The organism is Phytopseudomonas daroniae (genome assembly GCF_004327275.1).
GTDB lineage: Bacteria > Pseudomonadota > Gammaproteobacteria > Pseudomonadales > Pseudomonadaceae > Aquipseudomonas > Aquipseudomonas daroniae.
On record NZ_QJUJ01000004.1, the window covers coordinates 321,093 to 346,544 of the forward strand.

The 25,452-nt window shown below is 60.6% G+C and carries 19 protein-coding genes; 6 read left to right on the forward strand and 13 right to left on the reverse strand.

The genetic code is table 11. The features are described from left to right. Nucleotides 1-127: 127 nt before the first annotated feature. The 3 genes from DNK10_RS12295 to hexR all read right to left on the reverse strand — a co-directional run bounded on the left by DNK10_RS12295 (nt 128) and on the right by hexR (nt 3,789). The gene (locus DNK10_RS12295) at nt 128-2,311 is read right to left on the reverse strand and encodes a patatin-like phospholipase family protein (RefSeq protein WP_131191763.1); all 2,184 of its coding nucleotides are present in this window, start codon (nt 2,309-2,311) and stop codon (nt 128-130) included. 70 nt (nt 2,312-2,381) lie between these two features. After that, entirely contained in the window at nt 2,382-2,579 is a 198-nt protein-coding gene (locus DNK10_RS12300) for a PA3496 family putative envelope integrity protein (RefSeq protein ID WP_131179416.1), read from the reverse strand. A 337-nt stretch (nt 2,580-2,916) separates the two neighbouring features. After that, nucleotides 2,917-3,789: a transcriptional regulator HexR gene (gene hexR, locus DNK10_RS12305; RefSeq protein ID WP_131179472.1), complete on the reverse strand. Its 873-nt coding sequence runs from the start codon at nt 3,787-3,789 to the stop codon at nt 2,917-2,919. A 174-nt stretch (nt 3,790-3,963) separates the two neighbouring features. On the opposite strand from hexR, the gene zwf reads away from it, so the two are divergent. Next, complete coding sequence (zwf, locus tag DNK10_RS12310; RefSeq protein WP_242674733.1) at nt 3,964-5,388, forward strand: glucose-6-phosphate dehydrogenase; 1,425 nt, start codon at nt 3,964-3,966, stop codon at nt 5,386-5,388. A 192-nt stretch (nt 5,389-5,580) separates the two neighbouring features. Here zwf and DNK10_RS12315 read toward each other — a convergent pair whose 3' ends face one another. Both DNK10_RS12315 and DNK10_RS12320 read right to left on the reverse strand, forming a co-directional pair. Next, nucleotides 5,581-7,281 (reverse strand): ShlB/FhaC/HecB family hemolysin secretion/activation protein, encoded by a 1,701-nt coding sequence (locus DNK10_RS12315; protein WP_131179414.1) that lies wholly within the window; start codon nt 7,279-7,281, stop codon nt 5,581-5,583. A 146-nt stretch (nt 7,282-7,427) separates the two neighbouring features. Next, nucleotides 7,428-9,479 (reverse strand): beta strand repeat-containing protein, encoded by a 2,052-nt coding sequence (locus tag DNK10_RS12320; protein WP_244216244.1) that lies wholly within the window; start codon nt 9,477-9,479, stop codon nt 7,428-7,430. 595 nt (nt 9,480-10,074) lie between these two features. On the opposite strand from DNK10_RS12320, the gene DNK10_RS12325 reads away from it, so the two are divergent. The 3 genes from DNK10_RS12325 to DNK10_RS12335 are packed head-to-tail and all read left to right on the forward strand — an operon-like array spanning nt 10,075 to nt 13,204. Then, the gene (locus DNK10_RS12325) at nt 10,075-10,569 is read left to right on the forward strand and encodes a TadE/TadG family type IV pilus assembly protein (protein WP_244216245.1); all 495 of its coding nucleotides are present in this window, start codon (nt 10,075-10,077) and stop codon (nt 10,567-10,569) included. A 2-nt stretch (nt 10,570-10,571) separates the two neighbouring features. Continuing rightward, nucleotides 10,572-12,656 carry a pilus assembly protein TadG-related protein gene (locus DNK10_RS12330; RefSeq protein ID WP_131191765.1) on the forward strand — a complete coding sequence of 695 codons (2,085 nt, stop codon included), beginning with the start codon at nt 10,572-10,574 and terminating at the stop codon, nt 12,654-12,656. 8 nt (nt 12,657-12,664) lie between these two features. Then, nucleotides 12,665-13,204 (forward strand): TadE/TadG family type IV pilus assembly protein, encoded by a 540-nt coding sequence (locus tag DNK10_RS12335; RefSeq protein ID WP_131191766.1) that lies wholly within the window; start codon nt 12,665-12,667, stop codon nt 13,202-13,204. A gap of 195 nt (nt 13,205-13,399) precedes the next feature. Here DNK10_RS12335 and DNK10_RS12340 read toward each other — a convergent pair whose 3' ends face one another. The 5 genes from DNK10_RS12340 to DNK10_RS12360 form a co-directional block, all read right to left on the reverse strand. After that, entirely contained in the window at nt 13,400-15,292 is a 1,893-nt protein-coding gene (locus DNK10_RS12340) for a PhoX family protein (protein ID WP_131179409.1), read from the reverse strand. A 352-nt stretch (nt 15,293-15,644) separates the two neighbouring features. After that, the gene (locus DNK10_RS12345) at nt 15,645-16,457 is read right to left on the reverse strand and encodes an alpha/beta hydrolase (protein ID WP_131179408.1); all 813 of its coding nucleotides are present in this window, start codon (nt 16,455-16,457) and stop codon (nt 15,645-15,647) included. 29 nt (nt 16,458-16,486) lie between these two features. Continuing rightward, nucleotides 16,487-18,844, reverse strand: coding sequence for a TonB-dependent siderophore receptor (locus DNK10_RS12350; protein ID WP_244216246.1), 2,358 nt, complete (start codon nt 18,842-18,844; stop codon nt 16,487-16,489). 241 nt (nt 18,845-19,085) lie between these two features. After that, nucleotides 19,086-20,015: a DUF4880 domain-containing protein gene (locus DNK10_RS12355; protein WP_131179406.1), complete on the reverse strand. Its 930-nt coding sequence runs from the start codon at nt 20,013-20,015 to the stop codon at nt 19,086-19,088. Next, nucleotides 20,012-20,530, reverse strand: coding sequence for a sigma-70 family RNA polymerase sigma factor (locus DNK10_RS12360; RefSeq protein WP_131179405.1), 519 nt, complete (start codon nt 20,528-20,530; stop codon nt 20,012-20,014). Before DNK10_RS12360 ends, DNK10_RS12355 begins: the two co-directional genes overlap by 4 nt. A gap of 232 nt (nt 20,531-20,762) precedes the next feature. Here DNK10_RS12360 and DNK10_RS12365 point away from each other — a divergent pair, with 232 nt between their 5' ends. Both DNK10_RS12365 and map read left to right on the forward strand, forming a co-directional pair. Further along, complete coding sequence (locus DNK10_RS12365) at nt 20,763-20,975, forward strand: ParD-like family protein (RefSeq protein WP_131191768.1); 213 nt, start codon at nt 20,763-20,765, stop codon at nt 20,973-20,975. Then, complete coding sequence (gene map, locus DNK10_RS12370) at nt 20,972-21,739, forward strand: type I methionyl aminopeptidase (RefSeq protein ID WP_131191769.1); 768 nt, start codon at nt 20,972-20,974, stop codon at nt 21,737-21,739. Before DNK10_RS12365 ends, map begins: the two co-directional genes overlap by 4 nt. A 318-nt stretch (nt 21,740-22,057) precedes the next feature. Here the strand turns inward: map and yczE are convergent, their stop codons facing one another. The 3 genes from yczE to DNK10_RS12385 are packed head-to-tail and all read right to left on the reverse strand — an operon-like array spanning nt 22,058 to nt 25,333. Next, complete coding sequence (yczE, locus tag DNK10_RS12375; RefSeq protein ID WP_131191770.1) at nt 22,058-22,711, reverse strand: membrane protein YczE; 654 nt, start codon at nt 22,709-22,711, stop codon at nt 22,058-22,060. Then, entirely contained in the window at nt 22,711-24,549 is a 1,839-nt protein-coding gene (gene glmS / locus DNK10_RS12380; RefSeq protein ID WP_131179402.1) for a glutamine--fructose-6-phosphate transaminase (isomerizing), read from the reverse strand. The genes yczE and glmS overlap by 1 nt, the downstream gene beginning before the upstream one ends. Nucleotides 24,550-24,559: 10 nt before the next feature. Beyond that, nucleotides 24,560-25,333 carry a DeoR/GlpR family DNA-binding transcription regulator gene (locus tag DNK10_RS12385; protein WP_131191771.1) on the reverse strand — a complete coding sequence of 258 codons (774 nt, stop codon included), beginning with the start codon at nt 25,331-25,333 and terminating at the stop codon, nt 24,560-24,562. Nucleotides 25,334-25,452: the final 119 nt, after the last annotated feature.

A 25,452-nucleotide genomic window follows, 5' to 3' on the forward strand; every position in this document is an offset into this window, starting at 1 on the left:
GCCGCGACGATACCCATTGCGATATTTGGCGATTATTGCGATTTGGCCGTTACCGCCCGATGGGTATCGCTTCGCTCAACCCATCCTACGAACTGTGCAGCGACGATAGCCATCGCTGCTGCATGCCTCAGAAGCTGCGCCCCAGGTTCAGGTACAGGGCCTTTTCATCCTCGTCGTTGAAGCCATAGCTGAAGTTCAGCGGGCCCAGGGGCGTTTCATAACCGAGGAAGATGCTCGCCGCATTGACGTAACCGCTGTCGAAGGCGTTGTCGTTGTTCCAGACCCGTCCGCGTTCCAGGGAGGCGCCAAGGTACAAGGGGAAATCCAGGGGCAGGAACGACCGCGGCGTCATGCGCCGGTAGTAGACCAGACGGCCAAGGCTGACATTCTGCCCGGCCAGGGCATCCTGGCGGAAACCGGACAGCTGCCGCGCGCCGCCGAGCAGGAAACTCGAGGTGACCACTTCGGCATCGTCCAGGGTGCGCCCGTAACGACCGCCGAGCACCCAGGTGTCGGGGCCATGGCTGAAGGCCTTGTCCAGCGTCAGCTCCCACTGCCGATAACGGTCGTCGGCGCCCAGGCTGGCGTCGTACTGGCGCAGGTGCAGGCCGATCTCTTCACCCTCGTTGGGAAAGTCGACGTTGTCCAGGGTGTCGAAGGAGTACTTCAGTTCATAGAAGCCCTCGGTGAAGCTGAAACTCGGCAGGTCGCGCTCGCCGATACGTACTTCGGCATCGCCCCAGGCCTGGCCGATGCCAAAGCGCAGTTCGCCGTTGTTGGCGATCTGCCGGCCGAGGTTGAAGCCGTAGCCATAGCGACGCAGGCGGTATTCGGCGATCGGATCGTTGTCCAGCACCGCCTCGACGTTCTGTGCCTCGCCATACAGGTTGGGTGCGACGAACCAGCGCGAGCCAACGTCCAATGGCTGGTAGAACTCGCTGTAGAGCTCCTGGCGGTCACCCAGTTGCAGGCGCGTCAGCCACTCGGCACCGAGGCGGTTGATGCCATTCTTGCGATAGCTGGCACCGAGGTTGAAGACGCTGTCGCCGTTGAAGTCATCGGACAGATTCAGACCCAGACGCAGGTAGTCGGTGCCGGTACGTTTTTCCCGTGCATCGATGACCAGGGTGTTCTCGTCTTCGCTGCTGACCACCCGATACTCGACGCGCTCGAAGTAGTCGAGGCCGTAGAGCGTGCCCATGTCCCGCTGCAGGCGGGTCATGTCCAGCGGCTCGCCGAGGGGCTGGCGGATGTAGTTGCGAATCACCTCGTCGCCGACCTTGGAGTCGTTCTCGACACGGATCGCGCTGATCACCGGTTCGCGCTGCTTGGCACTACGGGCCAGACTCAGGGCCGGGTTACCGCCACTGCTGCGACGCAGCTCTGCCAGGCGCGGTTGCAGCGCCTGGGCGGCACGATAACCGGCGTCGATCATGGCTTCGCCGCGGCCGAAATCGGTGACACCGAACTGCGCCATGGGTGGCTGCACCAGTATGTCGACGTCAGTCAGGGTGGCCAGTTGTTCCTCGGAGTTGCGCCGGGTCATCATGGTGATCGACTGGTTCAGCACATCGACCACGGTAAGCAGCTCCTTGCGCGGTTTCAGCGGGGTACCGATGTCGACCACGATCACCCGGTCGACGCCCATGCTGCGTGCCACGTCCACCGGGATGTTGTCGACCATGCCGCCATCGACCAGCAAGCGGCCGTCCAGCTCGACCGGCGCGAACACCGCCGGGATCGACATGCTGGCGCGGATCACCTGGGGCAGGTGGCCGCTGCTGAAGATCACCTTTTCGTCGTTGGCGATATCGGTAGCCACGGCGCGAAAGGGAATCGGCAGGCGGTCGAAATCACGGATATCGCTGCTGCGCACCAGCAACCGCTCCAGCAGCAGTGCCAGGTTCTGGCCCTGGATTACGCCCAGGGGCAAACCCAGGCTGCCATCGTCACGAAAGCTCAGGCGCTGCTTGATGAGAAAGTCGCGGTCGTCCTGCTTGCGCCGGAACGGCACATCGGGGCGCGGCGGAGCATCTGAAAGCACCTGCTGCCAGTCCATGGTCAGGGCCACTTCTTCGAGCTCGGCGATGCTGTAGCCGGAGGCATAAAGGCTGCCGATCACGGCGCCCATGCTGGTGCCGGCGATGGCATCGACCTGCACGCCCTGCTCTTCCAGAGCCTTGAGTACGCCGATATGAGCCAGGCCACGCGCCGCGCCACCGGATAACACCAGGCCGACCTTGGGCGGCACCGACTGGGCGACAGCGAGCAGCGGACAAAGCAGAAGCAGCAGAACGAGCAGACGACGCATGGCACATCCCTGGCGGTGGCAAGCTGGACAAGGCCATCATTATACGAGCCCGCCACCAGGATATGCCCGGTCAGTGCATCATCGGCCGCAACGACTCTCTGCCCACCTCGCTGGCGAAGGGGTCGTAGTAACTGGCAATTTCACTCTGCAGCCGACGATTCTCACCGTACAGCTCGATAGCCCGCCGGTACCGCATGCGCTGCTCATCGAGCAACTTGCGCCGGGCTTTGACCACACTGTTTTCCGATGCATCCACGTGGCGAGCCATGTGAGGTCTCCAGGTTGAATAACGGGAAACCAGATTCGGATAACGGCATGACAGTTTGAGGGCGCCAGGATGAAGCTGGCGTGAATGCTTCGGAGCATGCTCACGATTTCGCGAAACAGAGGCGAGAGCAGACGTAGGGTGGATCGGGGCGCGTAGCTGACGCTCTTTTCATCCACCATTGCGATTGCAGAGCGGTGGACGGATCGGGCCGCGTAGGCAAGCGTCGTCCACCCTACGACTGGAGTAGATTTGTGGGGATTCCTCAGGCTCGGAGCGCTCTATTGCTCTTGCTTCTGTCTTGCAGCTTGAAGCTTGCGGCTTGCAGCTCAATGGCTTCTCAGAGTGCCTCGTCGCTCACCCTGACCGACTTCGGCGAAAGCCGCAGGCTGCGCAAGCTGCGCTTCACGCTCTTGAGGTGGTTGACCAGGCTTGGCCCGCGCGCCATGGCCACGCCCATGGCCAGCACGTCGATCACCACCAGGTGAGCGATGCGCGAGGCCAGCGGGGTGTAGATCTCGGTGTCTTCCTGTACGTCGATGGCGATGTTGACCGTGGACAGCTCTGCCAATGATGTCTGTCCTGGACACAGGGTAATCAGCGAGGCGCCGGTCTCACGCACCAGATTGGCGGTGATCAGCAGATCCTTGGAACGGCCGGACTGGGAAATGCACACCGCCACGTCCGTCGACTTGAGGGTCACCGCGGACATCGCCTGCATGTGTGGATCGGAATAGGCAGCGGCGTTGAGCAACAGGCGGAAGAACTTGTGCTGGGCGTCGGCAGCCACCGCACCGGAAGCACCGAAACCGTAGAATTCGATGCGCTGCGCCTGGGCGCAAAGCGCGATAGCGCGCTGCAGGGCATCGGGATCGAGCTTCTCGCGCACCTCGATCAGGGTATGCAATGTCGTGTCGAAGATCTTCATGCTGAAGTCGGCGACCGAATCGTCCTCATGGATGGCGAACTGGCCGAAGCTCGCCCCCGCCGCCAGGCTCTGTGCCAGCCTGAGCTTGAGATCCTGAAAACCGCTGCAACCGATGGCTCGGCAGAAACGTACGATGGTCGGCTCGCTGATACCCACCGAATGTGCCAGCTCGGCCATGGAGCTGTGCATCACCGCAGCAGGATCGAGTAGCACATGATCGGCCACTTTCAGTTCCGATTTGCGCAGAAGGTGGCGTGACTGGGCAATGTGCTGCAACAGGTTCACAGGCATGGACTCGACAGGGAAAAGTAACGAATGCACCGGGTAACCTACTTGAAGCCGTTACTCGGCTATGATCGGTTACGCCGGGTTGTAGTGTTTTTGTAGTTATACTACAAGAATGTCGCCCTCGCACGGACAAACCGAGTCGGAGTATCCAAGTTGAGTAATTCCTGTGACATGCTGATCTTTGGTGGTACGGGCGATCTGGCCTTGCACAAGCTGCTGCCGGCGCTCTACTACCTGCACCGTGAAGCACGCCTGCACCGCGATACCCGCATTCTTGCCCTGGCCCGCAGCAACCATAGCCGCGAGGCCTACCAGGGCCTTGCCGAACGCCGCTGCCGGGCCCAGGTGGCCCGGGCCGATTTCGATGAGGAAACCTGGCGCAGCTTCGCCGAGCGCCTCGACTATTTCTCCATGGATGCTTCGCAAAGCGCCGATTTCGGTCGTTTGGCCAAGCGTCTGGGCAACGATCCGGATCGGGTACGCGTGTATTACCTGGCCACCGCACCGAGCCTGTTCGAAGACATTGCCTCGCACCTGCAGGTCGCCAGCCTGGCCAGCGCCAATGCGCGCATCGTGCTGGAAAAACCCATCGGTCACTCCCTGGAATCGGCTCAGGCGATCAATGCCCGAATTGGCGCGGTATTCGATGAATCCCGGGTGTTCCGTATCGACCATTACCTGGGCAAGGAAACCGTGCAGAACCTGATGGCGCTGCGCTTCGCCAATGCCCTGTTCGAGCCGGTGTGGCGGGCCGGACATATCGATCACGTGCAGATCAGCGTGTGCGAAACCCTCGGCGTGGAAAACCGCGGCGCCTACTACGATCAGGCCGGTGCCATGCGCGACATGATCCAGAATCACCTGCTGCAGTTGCTCTGCCTGGTGGCGATGGAAGCACCAGTGCGCTTCGACGCCGAGTCGGTGCGCAATGAAAAGGTGAAGATTCTCGAAGCGCTCAAACCCATCTGCGGCCAGGATGTACGTGACAAGACCGTGCGCGGTCAGTACACCGCCGGAAAGATCGGCGGCCAGGAAGTGTCCGCCTACTATTTCGAGAAGAACGTCGACAACGATAGCGATACCGAAACCTTCGTCGCCGTACAGGCCGAAATCGATAACTGGCGCTGGGCCGGCGTGCCCTTCTACCTGCGTACCGGCAAGCGCCTGGCACGCAAAACCTCGGAAATTCTCATTCAGTTCAAACCGGTACCTCACCACCTGTTCGGTGGCGGTGAGGCCAACCACCTACTGATTCGCCTGCAGCCTGAGGAGCGCATCAGCCTGCAGCTAATGGCCAAGAATCCGGGCAAGGGCATGCGCCTGCAACCGGTAGAGCTGGATCTGAATCTGGCTGACGCCTTCCACAAACAGCGGCGCTGGGATGCCTATGAGCGGCTGCTACTGGATGTCATCGAGGGTGATTCGACACTGTTCATGCGCCGTGATGAGGTCGAGGCAGCGTGGCAGTGGACGGATCCGATCATCAAGGGCTGGAACCAGCATTATCAGCGGCCACGACCCTACCCAGCCGGCAGCAACGGCCCGGAACAGCTGCAGAGCCTGCTGGAGCGCCACGGCCGGGAATGGGTCGAGTGATAGGCCTCGAATTCCCAAGGGTGGATGACGCTCTTTTGGTCGTAGGATGGGTGAAACCCATCGGAAATTGATGGGTTTCACCCATCCTACGGGCTGGTGGATGAAAAGAGCCCCGATCCACCCTACGTCCGCTTGCACCTTAAAACGTGGCAAGGCGCAAGCAGACACCCGCACGTCGACGGCCCTATGGCCCTATAGCTGGTAACTGAAGCTCATGCCGAATCGCGGGTCACGATCCCGACTGTCCAGGGCACGATCACCCAGTGGCCGCGCCAGTTCCAGCGACAAGCTGTAGAAACGCCGATCACCAAAGCGCACACCCAATGCCGCCGATGCCAGGTTGGATGATGCACCGGCTCCGTTGAACCTGGCGCGCGCGGCATCCACCGCAGCATAAGGCTGGATCATGCGCAGCCATTGCCCATCACGGGCGAAGCTGCGATTGAGCTCGTAGGCCAACCCCCAACCCTTATCACCATAAGCCTGATCACTGGGATATCCACGACCGAAATTGCGATCACCGAAGATCACCTGTTCGCTTTCCGGCAGCGAATCGTCGCTCCAGTACAGCGCGCCTGATATCACGCTTTGCCAGGTACCCGCGAAGGTATCGCTCTGTACGCCGGACAAGCGCAAACGAGTGAAATCCAGATCGTGCAGCTGAATGTCGGCTTTCTGATCCAGCACCCGCACCTCGCTCTTCGCGCCCAGATCGTCGATACCCTGATACAGGCCTCCGCTGAGAATACGCAGGCGATTGGCCTGCGCCATCTTCCACTCACCTTCCAGGGCCACGGCCCGTACCTTGCTGTCGATCACCAGCGCCCGCTTGCGTTCGGGCAGGGGCGACAGACGAGTGAACTCCCGCTCGTCATCCACCGAGTAGATTCGCGCCACGCCGGTCACCATCTCTGTCGGCGAGGCGACGAAGGGATGACTCACCCCCAGCGACAGACGCTGGTTGTCCCGATGCGACTCCGTGGTGGCACCGCCGATCACGAGCTGATCCTTGGGGTCGCTGCGATAGCGCGATGCAGAGGCTTGCAGACGCGTGCCCTCATCACTGACGAACTGGCTGTAATCGACCCGCACATAGCGCTCGCGATCTTCGCCTGGCGGCACCAGGGCACTGACCACCACCTGTTCACCTACCGACGTGTGTGAATTACTGGCGACCGAGACCACGGCCTGTAGATCATCCCGGCTGTCGTAGTCCATCGCCATCGAGACGCTCACCGGTTTACGGCTGACGTCGGTAACCAGGGTCACCGCACCATCGGTGGTGGTCGGTGGCGGTACGCTGGCACGCACCGTCACGCCGGGAATCTGTGCCATCAGCGTGGTGTAGCGTTGGAAGGAGCGAGTGGTCAGCGGGCGCTCCTGCAGCAGTTTGGCGGCGAGCTTGTCGACGTAGCCCCTGGCACTGCCGATCTCGCCGCGCAGTTCATGGCCGCTGATATGCCCCTCGACCAGGATCACCCGCACATTACCCTGGCTCAGATCCTGGGCCGGCACAAAGGCGTAGGACAGCGCATAACCATCAGCCTTGTAGCGCTTGGTGATGCTTTCTGCGGCAACCAGCAACTCACGGAGGCTGACCTCGCGACCGACCATGGGGTTGAACAGCGCCGCAACTTCCTCGAAGGGATACACGGTGCCGCCCTCGATCAGCACATGGTTGACCTGTACGCGGGTATCGATCGGCAGTTGCTGCTGGGTGGGAGCGGAGAGCTGGGTCTCCGGCACCTTGGGCCTGTAGCTTTCCGGCGGCAGGTTGGGGGTTGGCAGGTTGTTTTCGATATCGTTGGTGTTGAGAAACTGCGGGCTATCAGCCATGGCACAAGACCAGGGCAGACAAATCAGCCCTGGCAACAGCAGGTCACGAAAGCGCATGAGTACCCTCCCTGAGATCCTCAAAACGCGGTGCAGAGCGCACCGAAAAGTCCTTTATAACAAGAAGGCGTCGCCCAACCGGGCGACGCCTCATATGCACGAACTGAAGTGTAGTCAGCTTTTCCAGAACACTGGAATCTGTTGACTCACTGGTTCGAGGAGCGGGAGCCGCCGAGCAGGCCGCCCAGACCACCACCCAGCAGGCCACCTTCACCGCCAACCAGGCCTCCGGTCAAACCGCCGACCAGACCATTCACCGTGCCGACTACAGGCGCCAGGACACCGTTTTCGCCAGCCAGGCCGTTGACCAGCCCGCCAACCGGAGCCAGCGCACCAGACGGCGAGGTCAGGTTTTCGACCTGGCCAGTGATCGGGGCCAATGCACCATTCACCGGATCGACCAGACCGCCGACCAGACCGCCAACAGGTGCCAACGCCGTGCCGTCAACCAGGCTGCCGACCGTGCCCTGTACATCGGTGATGGCACCAGTGCCGCCAGCAGAACCACCAGTCAGACCACCGAGCAGGCCACCGCTGGCGGAACCACCGGTCAGGCCACCGCCCAGCAAGCCACCTTCACCGCTAGTCAGGCCACCGGTCAAACCGCCGAGCAGACCATTCACCGTACCGACTACAGGCGTCAGCGCACCATTCTCGCCAGCCAGACCGTTGACCAGTCCACCTACTGGAGCCAGCGCGCCAGATGGCGAAGTCAGGCCTTCAACCTGGCCAGTGATCGGGGCCAGTGCACCATTCACCGGATCGACCAGGCCGCCGACCAGACCACCAACAGGTGCCAGCGCAGTGCCGTCAACCAGAGTGCCAACCGTGCCCTGCACATCGGTGATGGCGCCAGTGCCGTCAGCAGATCCACCGGTCAGGCCACCAGTCAGACCACCCGTGAGGCCACCGAGCAGACCACCATTTTCCGAACCAGCACCGCCTATATCGCTCAGCCCACCGAGCAGGCCGTTGACCGTACCCACGACAGGCGTCAGCGCACCATTCTCGCCCACCAGACCATTGACCAGACCACCTACCGGAGACAGCGCACCGCCCTCACCCGTCACACCTTCGACCAACGAGGTAATCGGGGTCAGCGCACCAGTCGCAGGATCGACCAGGCCATTGGTCAAGTCGCTGATCGGCGCCAGAGCGGTGCCGCTGACCAGGCCCCCCACCAGTCCCTGAGCGTCGGTTACCGTGCCGGTGCCATTGGTGCCGGAAGCCAGGGTATTGGTCAGGCCGTCGACGGCGCCGTTGACACCGCCCACCAGGCCGCCGACAGCATCGGTCACCGGCGACAGGCCCAGACCATCCACCGTCGAATTGAGGGTGCCGATCACAGGGCTCAGGGCACCACTTTCACCGAGCAGGGTACCGGTAAGGTCACCCACCGGCTGCAGCGTGCCACCCGTTCCAGTCAGCCCATCGACCAGACCAGTCACGGGCGACAGCAGGCCGGTGCTCGGGTTGATCAGGGTATTGGCCAGATCACTGACCGGGGCCAGGCCACCTTCGCTGCCCGTCACCTGGCCCGCGGTTGCCAACACATCGGATACGCTGCCCGTTCCCACTTCACCGCCGACCAGGGTGTTGTTGACGATACCGATAACCGGGCTCAACGCACCATCGGAACCCACAAGCGACCCAACCAGGCCACCCACCGGGGCCAGCGCACCACCATCACCGGTGAGGTTGTCGACGATGGAGGTTACCGGGGACAGTAGGCCGGTCTCCGGGTTGACCAGGTTATCCACAAGGTCGCCGACAGGAGCGAGCACCGAGTTATCAACAGTGTTGTCGACCACGTTCTGCACATTGTCTATGACACCATTATTCGCACCAGGGCCGCCTGGAGTGCCCGGTTCGCCTGGAGTACCTGGCCCGCCTGGGGTGCCCGGTTCACCCGGAGTGCCTGGCCCACCTGGGGTTCCCGGTTCACCTGGAGTGCCTGGTTCGCCTGGAGTACCTGGTTCACCCGGAGTACCTGGTTCACCCGGAGTACCTGGTTCGCCTGGAGTACCTGGTTCACCCGGAGTGCCTGGTTCGCCTGGAGTGCCTGGTTCACCCGGAGCACTGCTGCTGTTCTCGGTAACGTAATACTTCTTGGTAGTACCGCTGCAACCCGCAACAGCGGTCAGGGAGAGTATCAGCGCCAGTGCTGTGCAGGTGTGCAAAACCGAATGCGTTTTCATGATGACCGTCCTAGCCGATGAGGCCCAGTTGAAACAAGGTTCACGAAGTGGAACCACGACTGTGACGGTCATTAAAGGTGCACAACTTAAGGGCGGCAATTCTCGAATTATTACTACTACCAGAGGTATAGGGTTTTATATACCGGATGGATTAATACTATCTACGTAAATAAAAACCCATGCTCCATATGACCTCCTGAATGCGAAAACAACATGTCGCGACGCGGTCATCAACTGGCTCCGGAATTTGTTGTACAATCACCAAGACATAGTAAACAACTATTTTCAGAAACGCTCACACGTAGCATGAACGTAGTATTTTCAATTCTCATCAATAAATAAAGCGCCCTAGAAAGCACTTCATAACAGATGTGTTAATTACAAAGTATTATGGAGCCTCTACTGGCTCCATGCTATTAGATAAGCGTTGGCGCACCGACTTTTCATTTATGGCCTGGAATCTCGATACCCGGCTTCATGAAATGATCCTTTCTCTACTCCAGCCAACATGTGGAGAGCTGCATCGTTATCCAGCAGACGGCTAGCGACAGAGCGAGTGGCGTACTCGCGCAGGATCCAACAACGGCGCCACAACATGGATTTGGCAATCATGGGGATCAGGGAAGTGCCTCAACGGCTACAAATGCGCTCGGCACACAAGCAGCGCGGTGCCGTGGCTGTCGAGTTTTCGATCGCCTTCATTGTTTTCTTTCTGATTTTCTACGGGCTGGTGGGCTACAGCGTCCCGTTTCTGCTCAGCGCCACCTATCAGGAGCTCGCTACCGAAGCCCTGCGTGACGCCATTCGGACACCCAATACTCGTGCCCCCACGGCCGAACAACTGGCTCGCCACCAGCAGCGTGTCCAGCAAACCCTGCACAACTCCTGGTTACCGGAAGCCTGGGCGCAGACCTGCAGCGGCTACGACGGTTACCTGAAAACCGGGGCGGTGTGGAGCGTTTGCGTTCGCCACGCCAATCCAGAAGCCATCATGCCGCCCTTTTCGATACTCGGCTGGAAAGTACCTCAACTGCCCAGCGAAATACGCGGCGAGGCGAAGATCCGCCTCTACAACGAATCAGGATCGTGAACATGAGCATGCCACTTCATCGGCGAAACCAGCGTGGCGCCTTCAGCATCCTCAGCGCCGCAACCCTGGTCATGGCCATCCTGTTCCTCGCCCTGGTGGTAGACGCCGGCCGCCTGTATCTGGAACAACGCAACCTGCAGCGAATCGCCGACACCGCCGCACTGGAATCCATTTCCCGGCTCGAATCGGGCAACTGCTCCCAGGAGCCAGCCAACGCCCAACGCTATGCCCGGGAAAACGCAAACTCCTATGGTTTTGCCATGAATGACCTGCAGTCTCTCAGTACCTCCTGCGTCAGTATCAATAGCGTCGACAGCCTGCTCGTCACATCACCTGATGCCGCAACCGGCCGCGCCGTAGAAGTGGTCGCCAACAATGAGGTGCCGGCCAGCATCATCATCCGTACCGGTAGCCTGTTCGGTTTCCCTGGCAATGCCACGGTACGGCTGCAGGCTATAGCGGTTGCCGAGAAGGACAGTGATCCGATGGCGGTGTTCAGCGTGGGGGCGCAGTTGCTCGCACTTAACGCGAACGGCCTCGTACCAAAGCTGCTGGAGGTCGTAGGGGTGGATGTCAACATGCTGACCGTCCTTGACTCGGCGGGTCTGGCCAACGCTCAGGTCACGCCATCAGGGTTGCTACAGGCACTGGGCGTGGATCTGACCATCAACCAGCTCAAGGCGCTGACACCGGAAGGGCTAGTGGACTTGGAGGAAACCAAGATCAATCTGATTAGCCTACCCGACTTGATTAATGCCTCAGCCAAGTTGATCACCCACAACGAAACGCTGGCTGCTGAAGTTGCCGCTCTAGGCGCAAGCCTAGTCGGCACCGAACTGAAAAATGCCAAGGTAAACCTGCTGGGCACTGAAGATCAGCCCGGAATACTTCAGATCGTTACAGGCCCGGGACAAGCGCTGGGCTCGGCACTGGATGCCAAACTCAATCTTGGCGATGTGTTATCCACAAGTTTGATGACTGCGGTACAGGGGCGTGGGTTGCTGGTCGATCAGTTGAGCCTTCTCAACAGTACCCTGGCCGTGAAGATGGGCATAGTCGAGCCACCAGCGATTGGTATCGGCCCCGTCGGCACAACGGCCTATAATGCCCAGATACGCATTCAGGTCGATGCCAATACCAACAATCTTCCCATACTGGGTAATCTACTGAATTTCCTTGGTACCTCACTGAAACTACCAATCATCCTCGATCTGGTCAGTGCCAAAGGCACACTTACCGATATCGACTGCAGTATTCCCGAGCCCGAAGCGACTATCGATGTTGTATCCACAGTAGGTAATATCTGCATCGGTGAAATGCCTGGGAATACACTTTGGTCTACCCGTACCAGTTGCACTGAATCGAACCTAGAAGACACCACAGTGCTGAAGCTGCTGAATATCGACTTGATCAAGGGAAAAGCAGCTGTGCCGCTGCTTAGTAGTGGCCACCGTAATGATCAAGTTATCCTGGCTGCTGGGAGTTCTGATGAGACAGCCTCCAACGACCTTAGACTGGGAAGCACAGTTATTGATGAGCTTCTGCGAAAAGTGCTCAATATGATCAAAGTAGGCCTACCTAAGGCCGCAGACGGCTCTCCCGGATTCAACCAAGAGCAGGCTACCCAGATAGCAGACAAATACCTTTCAGCCAACGACAACAAGACCAAAGTGAGAGACAGCCTGATCAGTGATGGTCTGGATTGGGTGCGCCCCAACGGCTTGCTCGATACCACCATGGCGAAGAAATGGCACACCGAGTGCGTATCTGGCGCTTGCCGAAACGCTCTGATCACAGCGTTGCAAACCAAGGCTCAAGGCGGAGTGCTCAGTAGTGTGGTGGGCGGCGTATTCAAGCTGGTAGGAGACATCCTAAATGCGGTAACTCTCGGAGTACTTGGCCTCGGCGGCGAAAGCCAGCCGCTGCTGCTGAAGATTCTTGACCCGATCCTATCACTGCTTGAGCCGATACTTGATTCCGTGGGCATCACCGTCAGTAATCTACTTACTAGTCTGGGCCTTGACCTCGGCAAAAGCGAAATCAAAGTACACAGCATCAGCTGTGGTATCCCTCGGCTGGTGCAGTGAGGCCCGCCATGCGACGTTCTCTGGCAAACAGGCAACAAGGCGCGGTGGCCATCGAGTTCGCCATGCTGTTCGGGGTGTTCTTCGTGGTGGTCTACGGGATCATCGCCTACAGCATTCCCATGTTGCTGATGCTGACCTTCAAGCAGGTCAGCGCCGATGCAGCACGGGCGACCCTGCAGGTGGATCCGGCCAGCAGCAGTTATGTACAGGTGCTTAGCCGCGAAATCACTCGTACCGTCGAGCAGAGTTGGTTGCCGGAGAGCTGGCGTGGAGGCGACTGTCCCGCGCCGGAGCAGAATGAAGCGGGCTATGCCTGGAGCAAACTACCCGGCAGCCCGTCCTACGGCCATATCGCCCTCGACGCCCGTGATCCGAACGCGTCCTACCATGTGTTGCATGTCTGCCTGCAACGCTTCTACAACCGTGAAGGCGCTACCGAACAGCGGGCCATAGTGCCGACCCTGCGTCTGTTCAATATCGACATCCCCAGCCTGCCCGAGCGTGACGGCAACGTGGTGATTCGGGGCGAGACGACCGTGACGCTGTGAGTGAGCACACAGGACGGAAGCACCGAGAGCGTTTCCGCCCTTACCGCGAAACAGGCTGACACGGGGTCGACCCACAACAGCAGCATTGTCCCAACGTTCGGCGGATTACGCCTTTTACGCCCTACGGGTCTCGGCGGAGAGGCCAATACGATTAGCCTCACGAATGTTCTGTCCATGAGGCGTAAACGCAGACCATCAGGCGCCAATGACACCCCCATCGTCACGGCTGATCACCATCACCGAAGAGCGTGGATGCACACCCGGCCGATGATCCGGGAAAGACGAGCCACCCTCTTCGCCCGGGTGCTGAATACCGACGAACATCGTGGTGTAGTCCGGCGAGAAGGCCAGGCCGGTGACTTCGCAGCCGACCGGGCCAACCATGAAGCGGCGGATTTCGCCGCTGCGCGGATCGGCGCAGAGCATCTGGTTGTTGCCCATGCCGGCATAATCGCCGCTGTTGCTGTACTTGCCATCGGTCTGGATCCACAGACGGCCGCCGCCATCAAAACCGACACCGTCCGGGCTGTTGAACATGTTGTCGGCATCGATCGCATGGCTGCCGGCCTGTGCGGTTCCGGGATGAACCACCGGGTTACCGGCGACCACGAACAGATCCCATTCGAAATCCTGCGCCGCGGCATCATCGCCCTCCTCACGCCAACGCAGGATCTGCCCGTACAGGTTGTTGGCCCGCGGGTTCGGGCCGCCGACCGGCTGCCCCTCCTCGCCACGCTTGCTGTTATTGGTGAGGGTGCAATAGACCTGCCCATCCTGCGGGCTGACGGTGATCCATTCGGGGCGATCCATACGCGTCGCCCCCACTTGAGTTCCGGCCTGGCGGGCGCGGATCACCACGTCGGCCTGGTTGGCGAAACCATGCTCGGCGGTCAGACCGTTCTTACCCGCGCTCAGCTCGATCCAGCGACCACGGCCTTTCGGATGATCGGCATCACCGTCACCTCCGTCGAAACGCGCCACGTACAAGGTGCCGTGGTCGAGGATATGCCGATTGGCCTTGGCATCCGCGCGGTTCAGGCGGTCACGGGTGATGAATTTGTAGATGAACTCACCGCGCTCATCGTCGCCCATATACACCACCACGCGACCATCGCGCGTGGTGTTCAGCGCCGCGTTCTCGTGCTTGAAGCGGCCCAGGGCGGTACGCTTGATCGGTTTGGACTGTGGATCGAAAGGGTCGATTTCGACAATCCAGCCATGCCGATGCAATTCGTTGGGATTCCTGGCCAGATCGAAGCGAGGGTCGAAACGGTGCCACTCGTTGTCGACGCTGTCGTGAACCACACTGAAACGCTTCTGATCCGGGGTGAAGGCCAGTTGCGCATCCGTGCTGCCGAAGCAATCGCTAAAGTTCTCTTCGCAGGTCAGGTAGGTTCCCCACGGCGTCTGTCCACTCGAGCAGTTCTGGAAAGTGCCGAGCACTTCGGTACCGAGCGGATCACTCTGGGTTTTGAGCAGGTCGTGGCCACGGGCCGGGCCACTCACTTCGATCGGCAGGTTGGCATGCACACGGCGGTTATACGGCGAGCCCTGAACGAACGCCCAGCCATCCTTGCCACGACGTACTTCGATCACCGTCACACCCTCGGCATTCTGCGCCTTGCGCACATCCTCGGCGGACTTCGGCAATTCACCGTGAGGCAGTAGATAACGGTAGTTCACGTATTCGTTGTTGATGGCCATCAGCGCGCGATCCGCGTCACCGGGCCAGGGAAAGAAGCTCATGCCATCGGTGTTGTCACCAAACTGCAGCAGCTGCTCGGCGGTACTGTTGCTGCCATCACCTTTGAACGCCGGGCCACCGTCGTGCAGTGGCTGGCCCCAGCTGATCAATGTGCGGAAGGAATAGCCGGGCGGCAGGGTAATGGTGTCGGCGCTGGACGCAGCGATATTGTCGAATCCCATCAACGGACTGCCAACCGCAGTACCGATCGCATCGGCCAGGGCGCTACGGCCCAGCAATCCGCCCCCGAGAAACAGCGCCGCACCGGTCAGGGCACCAGCCCCGATGAAACGGCGACGGGAAAGGGTCAGGCGTTCGAGGTCAGTCGGTTGCTCGTCATGCATCACGGTATTCCTGCTTTCTTCTGATGCGCAGGAACGCTAGGGCATGAACATGACGGTTGGATGACGACTGATCGCAAAAGCGAGTCAGAATACAGCGTCATTATCGACAGGCTGAGCGATATACACAATTACCGTGGCTTAACCTGTGGATAACCTGGGAGCTCTCTGCCATAGCCCTCAGAAGACGAGCACTACAGATGATTGTGCAGAATCTGACCAGTAGTAATATTTTATACACAGGCGCTCTGGATAAGATCCTTAAGTATCTGTGGATAAAACAACAGAGGCCATATGTTACGTATGCTTGGAGACTCTGGATACTTTTTGACCATACGAGGGGAGGTGCACAGGATCAAAAGCGGCGCGTGCTGAGCAGTTCGTCCAGCACTCGGTTAACCACTCGAAACGGCACCGACATGTGATCCTCGCCCGCTTCGATCTGAAAGTCACTGCGCAGGCCGTACTGCGACAGGTTTTCCAGGCGAATTTGCAGGGAACGTACATCCTGGATTTCCTGAGGCATCTCACGATCGCCGACCCACATCGTCAGGCTACGATGGGTCAGATCGAGTTGCCCGGCATGAGCCTGTTTGGTGAACGCACGCTCGTGCTCCAGCAGGTAGCGGTCACGCCACCACAGGCTCGGGCTGATCGCGACCACATGCTGGAACAGCGCCGGCCGGGTGAATAACGCGTAGATACCGAACATGCCGCCGAATGAGTGCCCGACCAGACTGCGCTGATCCTGATCGACCTTGAAACGTTCGGCGACCCTGGGCATCAGGCGCTTCTCGATGAAATCCAGGAACGGATCCTGACCACCCTGCGGCGGCGTGTTGCGCTCCTTGGGCTGCGGCGGCGACAGGTCGAACGCACGCCGCTCGAAGTCCAGCGGCGTGTCGCTCGGGTAACCGATGGCCACGATGATCGCCCCCCGCAGGCGCTTCTGCGCGCGCTTGGCGGCGTGGAAGGCCGGAAAGTAGGCGTTGCCGTCGAGCAGGTAGATCACCGGATAGCCGCCGGTATAGGGCACATCGCCCTCCGGCAGGCTGACCATGATGCGGTACTCGCGCCCTTCGGCGCTGTTCATCGTCCACTGCTCGGTGCCGTCCAGTGTTACCGGAGTGGCCTGGGCGAGCGATAGGCTCCCTAGCAACACACTCATCAGTAACGCGCTCCAGCAGTTCACCGCGATCACCAGCGGTAGCTAAGGCTGGTGACCACGCTGCGCGCTTCGCCGCGATAGCAGAACGTGTCTTGGCAGGTGATGTAGCGTTTGTCGGTCAGGTTGCGGGCGTTTAGTGCCACGCGCACGCCGTCCATGCCGCCACCGAAGTCGTAATGCACGCCCGCATCGAACAGGGTGTAGTCGTCGTTCTTTTGCGTGTTGGCGCCATCGCGATAGGTGCTGCCAGTATAACGCGCGCCGGCGGATACCCCGAGGCCGAACGACAGGCTGTAATTCAGCCAGAGCGAGGCCAGGTGACGCGGCGTGTCTTTCGGCGCCTTGCCTTTGAAGTCGCTGTCCTTGGTCACTTCGGCGTCATTGAAGCTGTAGCTGGCGTTCATGCGCAAACTGTCGGTCAGATCGGACACGGCTTCCAGTTCCAGGCCACGAGAAACCTGCTCACCTGTCTGCACCTGGAAGTTGGCATTGTTCGGGTCACGAGTTGTCACGTTGCTCTGGGTCAGGTGGTAGAGCGAAGCCGTGAGCATCGTGCTGCTGCCTGGCGGCTGATACTTGAGGCCGACTTCGTATTGCTCGCCTTCGCTCGGTTCAAACAACTTGCCACCGAATTCGGCGCCACTCTGCGGCAGGAACGAAGTCGCATAGCTGGCATAGGGTGCCAGGCCGTTGTCGAACAGATAGAGCGCGCCGACCGAACCGGTGGTGGCGGAATTGCTGATTTTGGTGTTGACGTCCTCGCCCCACACGTAACCATTGGTACGCGCATGCACCCAGTCGCGGCGCAAGCCTGCGGATAGGCGCCAACGGTCGATTTCGATTTGATCTTGCAGGTACATGCCTGCGCGGTCGACTTGAACATTGTCGGGGCGGCTAATGTGCTGGTGATAGTCAGGTGCGCTGAGATCCAGCGATGGAGCTGCGCCCGTGGCATACAACAAGGACGTATCGAGCCAGGCGTAATCCACGCCACTGATCAGGGTGTGCTGCAGATTGCCGGTGGCAAAACGGCTGATCAGGCGGGTGTCTGTGGATAACGTGGTCATGTCCTCATAGCTGCCTGCCGTACCACGATTGAGGATGTGGCCATCGGTGACACCAAGTATGTCCAGATACTGGTTGGTAGTATCCAGCTGCCCGTAACGCAGGTTCTGCTGCAGGCTGAAAGTGTCGTTGAAGGCATGCTCGAACTCGTAGCCGACCGTCCACTTGCGTTGTTCGAGCTTGTCGAAATATTCGTCGCCCTGCCAAATATTGGTCAGGTGATCGCCGTCCTTGTAGAACATCGGCGACGCGGCTGTCTGGCGCTCCTGATACTGCGCCAGCAGAGTCAGGCTGGTGTCCGGGTCGATCTGCCAGCTCAGCGACGGAGCCAGCAGGCGCGTGTCGTTATCCATCTGCTCGATGGAGTATTCGGCATCCCGATAAATGCCGACGGTGCGCCACAACACGTCACCGGACTCATCCAGCTTGCCACCCACATCGAACTGGCCCTGACGATGGTTGTAGTTGCCGGCCTGGATCTCCACTTCATTCTTCGCCAACATGCTCGGTCGCTTGCTAACCCGGTTGACCATACCGCCAGGACTGATCTGTCCGTACAGCACTGAAGCCGGGCCCTTGAGCACCTCGACACGCTCCAGGCTGTAGGCCTCCAACGCAGGCAAGGCCAACCAACCGCTGCCCGTCTGGCGCAAACCGTCGAGGAAGTCGGCAGATTGGGTGGTCTCGAAACCCCGCATACTGATGGTGTCGAAGCGCGGATCCAGGCCCGAGCCGCCGACCCGTACACCGGCGGTGTAGGCGACGGCATCCTCGACCCTGTTCACCTTACGATCGGCCATCTGCTCGGCAGTCACCACGCTGATGCTCTGCGCGGTTTCCAGGATTGGCTTGTCGCTTTTCGTGGCGCTGCTGGCGTTGCTGGCGAAGTAGCCCGGCACCGGCGCAAAGGCACTCTGCACCGCCGTGGCTTCGATGCTGGTGGCGTCGAGCTGAACGCTGGAGTCGGTCTTGCCCGGCAGCACCACATAGCCTGATGACGTCTTGCGGGCGACCAGACCACTGTCGGCAAGCAATTTCGCCAACCCTTCCTCCAGCGAACCGCCGCCGGCCAGGCCAGGGCTGTTCAAACCACGCACCACGTCTGGAGAGTAGGACAAGGTGATGCCGGCCCGCTCGGCGAAGGTGCTCAGCGCCTGTTCCAGCGATCCGGCCGGAACGCTCGGGGCGGCAGCAGCGGAAACCGATGAGGCCGCCTGAGCCGACAGGCTTGCCGTACCACCAATCAGGGCCAGCGCCAGGCAGATGGCGCCCGGCAACGTACGAGGCTGAAGCTGAAACGGCAAGGGTCTGGCAGAACGCATGACGGTATCCATTGAGGGAGTGATCACCCCTAACCGGATGAGCCGAAAAAATCCGACAGATTATTTTCAAAAGGAGATCGCACCATCGGCGCCTAGAAGGCGGAAGCAGCCGCTCACCCCGTAGGGTGGATGACGCCCTTTTCATCCACCATTGCGATCGCAGAGCGGTGGACGGATGAAGCGTCGTCCACCCTACGAATGGCCGTTTGCGCCTTCAAACGTCCACTGATTTCGTTCGGACTTACGCCACCGGCATGATTCGTACCCACCAGCGCGTTCGCTCGACGATCTTCACCGGCAATAGATGGGTGATGTTGCTCAGCATCGCGTCGGGCTCGTCCAGGCGGAAAACCCCGGAAAGATGCAGATCGGCCACTGCCGAATCGCAGCCCAGCCAGCCCTTCCGGTAGCGCCCGGCTTCAGCCAGGAAGTCATCCAGGCGAATATCGCTGACCACCAGCAGACCGCGCGCCCAGGCGAAGGGATCGAGCGGACCTTTGCCGAGTACGGTCATGCCGGTCGCTGACACGCCAACTCCCTCGCCAGCCTGTAACCGCAACTGACCGGTAGCGGTGGAAACCAGCGCTTCGCCACGCTGGACTCGAATCTCACTGTAATCGTCACGCTCACGCAGCAGCACGCTGGCGTTATGGCCCTGACACGCGGCGAAACGACAGCGCGCTCGCCAATCGGCCCCCTCCACCAGCGCCTCGCCTGCGCGCAGAATCAGTTCTTGCCCCTGCACATCCAGCGCACTACCGGTGTTGAGCACCACCTCGGCAGCGGCGCCCAGGCTGACTCGACGGCGCTCCCCGGTGGCGGTCGCAAAGTCGGCCTGCCAGGCAGGTGGCGCCTGCGTTGCCAATAACGTCGCGCTGCCCACCGCCAAGCCGAGGCCGAGTAACTTCAGGGTGCGTCGACGGTTCAAGTCGGCTTCAGCGCGGCGCAGCAAAGGAATGGTTTGTGCGGCATCTGGCAACTGACTGGCCTGGAACAGCCCGCCCATCTGCTGCAGGCGTTGCCAGGCCAGTTGATGACGCACATCGCGCCCTAACCAGTCCTGCAACTGCCCGTGCAGCTCGGCACTACCGGTATTGGCGCGCAAACGCATCTGCCACTCGATGGCCGTGCGGACGATGGACTCCGGCAGACGCTCGGCGGCCGCGCTCACAGCGGCGCCTCGAAACAGCCGCGGTAACAGTGCAACAAAGCGCTCGCCACATGCCGCTCGACGGTGCGGCTGGAAATACCCAACTGCTGGCCAATCTGCTGATGAGTCAGGCCGCCGAGCTGATACAGCAGAAAGGCCTCGCGTACGGTTGGCTTGAGGCCGTCGAGCAACCCAGCGATTCGCTCCAGGCACTCCATCGTCTCGTGGCGCACTTCCGGCGAGGGATGGCTGGCTTCAGGCAACAGTGCCAATGCATCGAGGTAAGCACGTTCCAGCGCATCACGTCTCCAATGGTCGATTACCAGGCCGCGGGCAACACGAACCAGCAAGGCGCGCGGCGCCCGATCACTGATCGGCTTGCCACGCATCAACAGACGCACGAAGGTGTCCTGGGCCAGATCCGCCGCCTGCTGCGAACAGCCGAGCGAACGCCGCAGCCAGCCATTCAGCCAGCCGTGGTGCGTGCCGTAAAGCACATCGAGCGGAACGATCGAATCCGTTTCAGGTAGCGACATGGACGCCCTCCGAGGCCGACAAGCGCAATAAACACCATGGACGTGATGGCGACCGCGCACATTATTCGCGAATCGTTCTTATTACAACTATTAGCGCGTTCAAATCGACGAGCAGGGGTGACGGATACCCTTGCCAAATTGATCGCGATTTCAGGATTCGCTGCTCATGCCATAGGAAACAGCATCTTTATTGATATATGATTCGTATACGATTCATATATCTGGAGGGCGTATGGGCATAGTCAATATCGAGGATGAGCTGCACGATCAGATTCGCAGGGCAAGCAGCGTATCGTGCCGCTCGATCAACGCTCAGGCCGGCTTCTGGATTCGCATCGGCATGTTGTGCGAAATGAACCCGACGCTGAGCTTCAACGAGGTGGTCGCGGCAGAACTGCGCGCCGCCGGTGTGGTGGCTCCACGTCGTGTGGTGGAAGCGGTATGACCAAAAATCCGCAAGAAATCGCCCTGATGGCGGAATCCGGCAGGCTGCTGGCATCGGTATTCGGCTACCTGGATCGCCTCGACCTGCTTGGCATGTCCACCCTGCAGGTCAATGACCTTGTGGATAACTTCATCGTAAAGGAGCTCGAGGCCCGCCCCGCGAGCAAAGGGCAATACGGTTACGCCTATGCTCTGAACGCTTCACGCAACGAGGTGGTGTGTCACGGAGTGCCCAGCACCAGCGAGATTCTGCAAAGCGGTGATCTGGTGAATTTCGATATCACCCTGGAGAAGAACGGCTATATCGCCGACTCCAGCAAAACCTACCTGATCGGCGAAGTTTCCCCACAGGCCCGGCAGCTCGCCACGATCACCTATGAGGCGATGTGGAAAGGCATCGAGGCCGTGCGTCCTGGTGGGCGCCTGGGCGATATCGGTCACGCCATCGAAAGGCACGCCCGCGCCCATGGCTATTCGGTGGTTCGCGAGTATTGCGGTCACGGGATCGGTCGAGAAATGCACGAGCCACCGGAGGTGTTGCACTGGGGTAAGGCAAAGACCGGCCTGACGCTTCGCGAAGGCATGGTCTTCACCATCGAGCCAATGATCAATCAGGGCCAGCCTGGCGTGCGCACACTGCGTGACGGTTGGACGGTAGTGACCCGTGACGGCACGCTGTCCGCGCAGTTCGAACACACCGTGGCGGTGACGAAAGATGGCGTACAGGTACTGACCTTGCGGCCCGATGAGCGCTCGATCGTTTGAAGGGAAGTTTGCCAACATAAGCGAATGCTTGGCGATTGGCTGCGCGGCATTGCCCCATGATCAGGCTGCTACGAAGCGGTAGCGAACGCTCAAAAAACTGTATTGGATGTGCCGGCCAAATGTCGGATTACGCTTCGCTAGGCTGCGCGCCCCGATCCAACCTACGGGGTCATGGCACGGATGTAGCCTGGATTAGCCGCAGGCGTAATCCGGGGCCGAAGGCCTGATCCTTCGTTTAACGCGGATCATCGACCGGTCGCTTCCAGCACTCTGCTGCCATTGTTTTTGAAATGCCTGAGGCCAGGATGCAACTCTGGCCTACGCCTGCGTCTCGAGCCTGACCAGCACCCATGGCAGCATCACCTGGGTCAGCGGCCCGATGCTCAGTGCGAACAACAGGGTACCTATCCCCAGAACAGCCGGGCCCGCGAGCAGAAGGCCGACCAACAGCACGCTCAGTTCGAGCGCGGTGCGTACAGCGCGCAGCGAGTAACCGGTGACCCGATGCAGCCCGGTCATCAGCCCGTCCCGCGGCCCGCGTCCAAGCTGGGCACCGATGTACAGCGCCGAGCCCAGCCCACACAGCGACACGCCACCGATGGTGAACAGCAGGCGCCAGAGGAATGTCTCCGGTGCAGCCAGCACCTGCAGGGTAAAATCAACCACAATGCCAATAATCACGGCATTGGCGATGGTGCCGAGGCCGGGCATTTCGCTCAGCGGAATCCACAGCACCAGCACCAGAAAGGAAACGCCGACCACCACCCAGCCAAAACTGACAGGCAGCAGTTTGGCCACCCCGACATGCAGCGCATCCCACGGCGCCAGGCCAAGGTTTCCGCGAATCATCAGCGCAATGGAAACGCCGAAGAAGACCAGACCGACAACCAGTTGCACGAGGCGGCGCAGCAGTTTGCCGGCGCGCAACTGCGCAAGCGGCCCGAGCTGGACGAGCGTGGCCTTGTTGCCCATCATTCCACCGTCACGCTCTTGGCCAGATTGCGCGGCTGGTCGACATCGGTGCCGCGCAACACGGCCACGTGGTAGGACAGCAACTGCAGCGGCAGGGTGTAGAGGATTGGCGCCAGGGCGTCGTGGATGTGCGGCATGTTCACCACGTGAATGCCTTCGCCATTGCTCATGGCCGCCTGCTCGTCGGCAAACACCAGTAGCTCGCCGCCACGGGCGCGCACCACTTGCAGGTTGGACTTGAGCTTGTCGAGCAGCTCGTTGTTCGGTGCCACGGTGACCACCGGCATGTCGGCATCCACCAGGGCCAACGGGCCGTGTTTCAGCTCCCCGGCCGGATAGGCCTCGGCGTGGATATAGGAGATTTCCTTGAGCTTGAGCGCTCCTTCCATCGCCACCGGGTATTGAGCGCCGCGGCCGAGGAACAGCGTGTGGTGCTTCTCGGCGAACAGTTCGGAAACCTTTTCCACGATCTTGTCCATGGCCAGGGCTTCGTCCAGCCGGGCCGGCAGGCGACGCAGTTCTTCCACCAGTTCGGCGGCCACGCCATCTTGCAGCGTGCCTTTGACCTGGCCGAGAGCCAGGGTCAGCAGCATCAGGCCGACCAGCTGGGTGGTGAAGGCCTTGGTCGACGCCACGCCAATCTCGGGGCCGGCATGGGTCAACAGGGTCAGGTCGGATTCGCGCACCAGCGAGCTGATGCCAACGTTGCAGATCGCCAGGCTGGCCAGGTAACCACCGTCGGCCTTGGCGTTGCGCAGGGCAGCCAGCGTGTCGGCCGTCTCGCCGGACTGGGAAATACTGACGAACAGCGTGTCCGGCTGCACCGCCACTTTGCGATAGCGGAATTCGCTGGCCACTTCGACCTGGCAGGGAATACCCGCCAGACCTTCGAGCCAATAACGGGCGACCATACCGGCGTGGTAGCTGGTACCACAGGCGACGATCTGCACGTTGCGCACCTTGGCGAACAGCTCGGCAGCCTGGGGGCCGAAGGCCTGTACCAGCACATGATCGCTGCCCAGGCGGCCTTCCAGCGTACGCTGCACCACCTTGGGCTGCTCATGGATTTCCTTGAGCATGAAGTGACGGAACACGCCCTTGTCGGCCGCATCGGCGCCTTCGTGGTACTGCACCGCCTCACGCTGCACCACATGGCCATCGGCGTCCCAGATCTGCACGCTGTCGCGGCGAATCTCGGCGATATCGCCCTCTTCCAGATACATGAAGCGGTCAGTGACCTGGCGCAGAGCGAGCTGGTCGGAGGCGAGGAAGTTCTCGCCCAGGCCCAGGCCGACCACCAGCGGACTGCCACTGCGGGCGGCGAGCAGGCGATCCGGTTGAGCCGCGCTGATCACTGCCAGCCCATAGGCACCCTGCAACTGCTTGACCACCGCTTTCAGCGCCTCGACGAGGTCGCTCTGGCTTTTCAGGGTGTGATCGAGCAGGTGCACGATGACTTCGGTATCGGTATCGGAACTGAAGGTATAACCCAGTTCCTGCAAGCGCTCACGCAGGGGGCCATGGTTTTCGATGATGCCGTTGTGCACCACGGCCAGCTGGTCGCCGGAGAAATGCGGGTGGGCATTGTTTTCGGTCGGCACGCCGTGGGTCGCCCAGCGGGTATGGGCGATGCCCAGGCGACCCGGCAACGGCTCGCTGCTCAGGGCGCTTTCCAGTTCGCTGACCTTGCCGACGCGGCGGCGGCGCTGCAGCGAGCCCAGATCATCGACCAGCGCCACACCGGCACTGTCATAACCGCGGTATTCCAGGCGCTTGAGGCCCTCGACCAGCACAGCGGTGATGTTACGTTCGGCAATGGCGCCTACGATGCCACACATAGCATTCTCCTCAGGTAGCGTCGGCAACCGCGCAGATCAACTGGATCCCGCGGGCCAAGAGTTGTTCACGCGCCTCGTCAGTGAGGCGCTCATCAGTGATCAGGGTGTGCACGCTGCTCCAGGGCAGCTCGAGGTTGGGGATACGCCGGCCGATCTTGTCGCTCTCGACCATCACGATCACCTCACGGGCCACCTCGGCCATCACCCGTGAAAGCCCCAGCAGTTCGTTGAAGGTAGTGGTGCCCCGCTGCAGATCGATGCCATCGGCACCGATGAACAGCTGGTCGAAATCATAGGAGCGCAACACCTGCTCGGCGACCTGGCCCTGAAATGAATCCGAATGCGGATCCCAGGTGCCGCCGGTCATCAACAACACCGGCTCATGCTCGATATCGCGCAAGGCGTTGGCCACGTTCAGCGAGTTGGTCATCACCACAAGGCCGGGCTTGTGCCCCAGCTCGGGAATCATCGCCGCCGTGGTGGTGCCGCTGTCGATGATGATCCGCGCATGCTCGCGAATCCGTGCCACCCCGGCCCGGGCGATGGCCTGCTTGTAACGGGAAACCGGCTGAGCACTGTCGACGATCAATTCCTGCGGCAGGGGTACCGCACCGCCATAGCGACGTAGCAGCAGGCCATTGGTCTCCAGGGCCGCGAGATCCTTGCGGATGGTCACTTCGGAGGTGGCGAAACGCTTGGCCAAGGCATCCACACTCACCTCGCCCTGCTCGGCGAGCAAGGCAAGGATGGTATGGCGACGTTGCGGTGTGTTGCGTTTCGACATCTATAAGTTTCGATTCGAAAGATAATTGCGCGAATCAAAACCTACCGAAGCTTTCGAGTCAAGCCCCTGAAACGACAAAAGGCGATCTTTAACCTAATAGGGTTTCCTCTGTGGTTACG

Coding starts and splice junctions, on each gene's coding strand:
- DNK10_RS12320 (WP_244216244.1), bottom strand. CDS start 9,479: ATGAAAACGCATTCGGTTTTGCACACCTGCACAGCACTGGCGCTGATA.
- DNK10_RS12325 (WP_244216245.1), top strand. CDS start 10,075: ATGGATTTGGCAATCATGGGGATCAGGGAAGTGCCTCAACGGCTACAA.
- zwf (WP_242674733.1), top strand. CDS start 3,964: ATGCTGATCTTTGGTGGTACGGGCGATCTGGCCTTGCACAAGCTGCTG.
- yczE (WP_131191770.1), bottom strand. CDS start 22,711: ATGGGCAACAAGGCCACGCTCGTCCAGCTCGGGCCGCTTGCGCAGTTG.
- DNK10_RS12335 (WP_131191766.1), top strand. CDS start 12,665: ATGCGACGTTCTCTGGCAAACAGGCAACAAGGCGCGGTGGCCATCGAG.
- glmS (WP_131179402.1), bottom strand. CDS start 24,549: ATGTGTGGCATCGTAGGCGCCATTGCCGAACGTAACATCACCGCTGTG.
- DNK10_RS12295 (WP_131191763.1), bottom strand. CDS start 2,311: ATGCGTCGTCTGCTCGTTCTGCTGCTTCTGCTTTGTCCGCTGCTCGCT.
- DNK10_RS12385 (WP_131191771.1), bottom strand. CDS start 25,333: ATGTCGAAACGCAACACACCGCAACGTCGCCATACCATCCTTGCCTTG.
- DNK10_RS12340 (WP_131179409.1), bottom strand. CDS start 15,292: ATGCATGACGAGCAACCGACTGACCTCGAACGCCTGACCCTTTCCCGT.
- DNK10_RS12300 (WP_131179416.1), bottom strand. CDS start 2,579: ATGGCTCGCCACGTGGATGCATCGGAAAACAGTGTGGTCAAAGCCCGG.
- map (WP_131191769.1), top strand. CDS start 20,972: ATGACCAAAAATCCGCAAGAAATCGCCCTGATGGCGGAATCCGGCAGG.
- DNK10_RS12350 (WP_244216246.1), bottom strand. CDS start 18,844: ATGCGTTCTGCCAGACCCTTGCCGTTTCAGCTTCAGCCTCGTACGTTG.
- DNK10_RS12315 (WP_131179414.1), bottom strand. CDS start 7,281: ATGCGCTTTCGTGACCTGCTGTTGCCAGGGCTGATTTGTCTGCCCTGG.
- DNK10_RS12365 (WP_131191768.1), top strand. CDS start 20,763: ATGGGCATAGTCAATATCGAGGATGAGCTGCACGATCAGATTCGCAGG.
- DNK10_RS12360 (WP_131179405.1), bottom strand. CDS start 20,530: ATGTCGCTACCTGAAACGGATTCGATCGTTCCGCTCGATGTGCTTTAC.
- DNK10_RS12330 (WP_131191765.1), top strand. CDS start 10,572: ATGAGCATGCCACTTCATCGGCGAAACCAGCGTGGCGCCTTCAGCATC.
- DNK10_RS12345 (WP_131179408.1), bottom strand. CDS start 16,457: ATGAGTGTGTTGCTAGGGAGCCTATCGCTCGCCCAGGCCACTCCGGTA.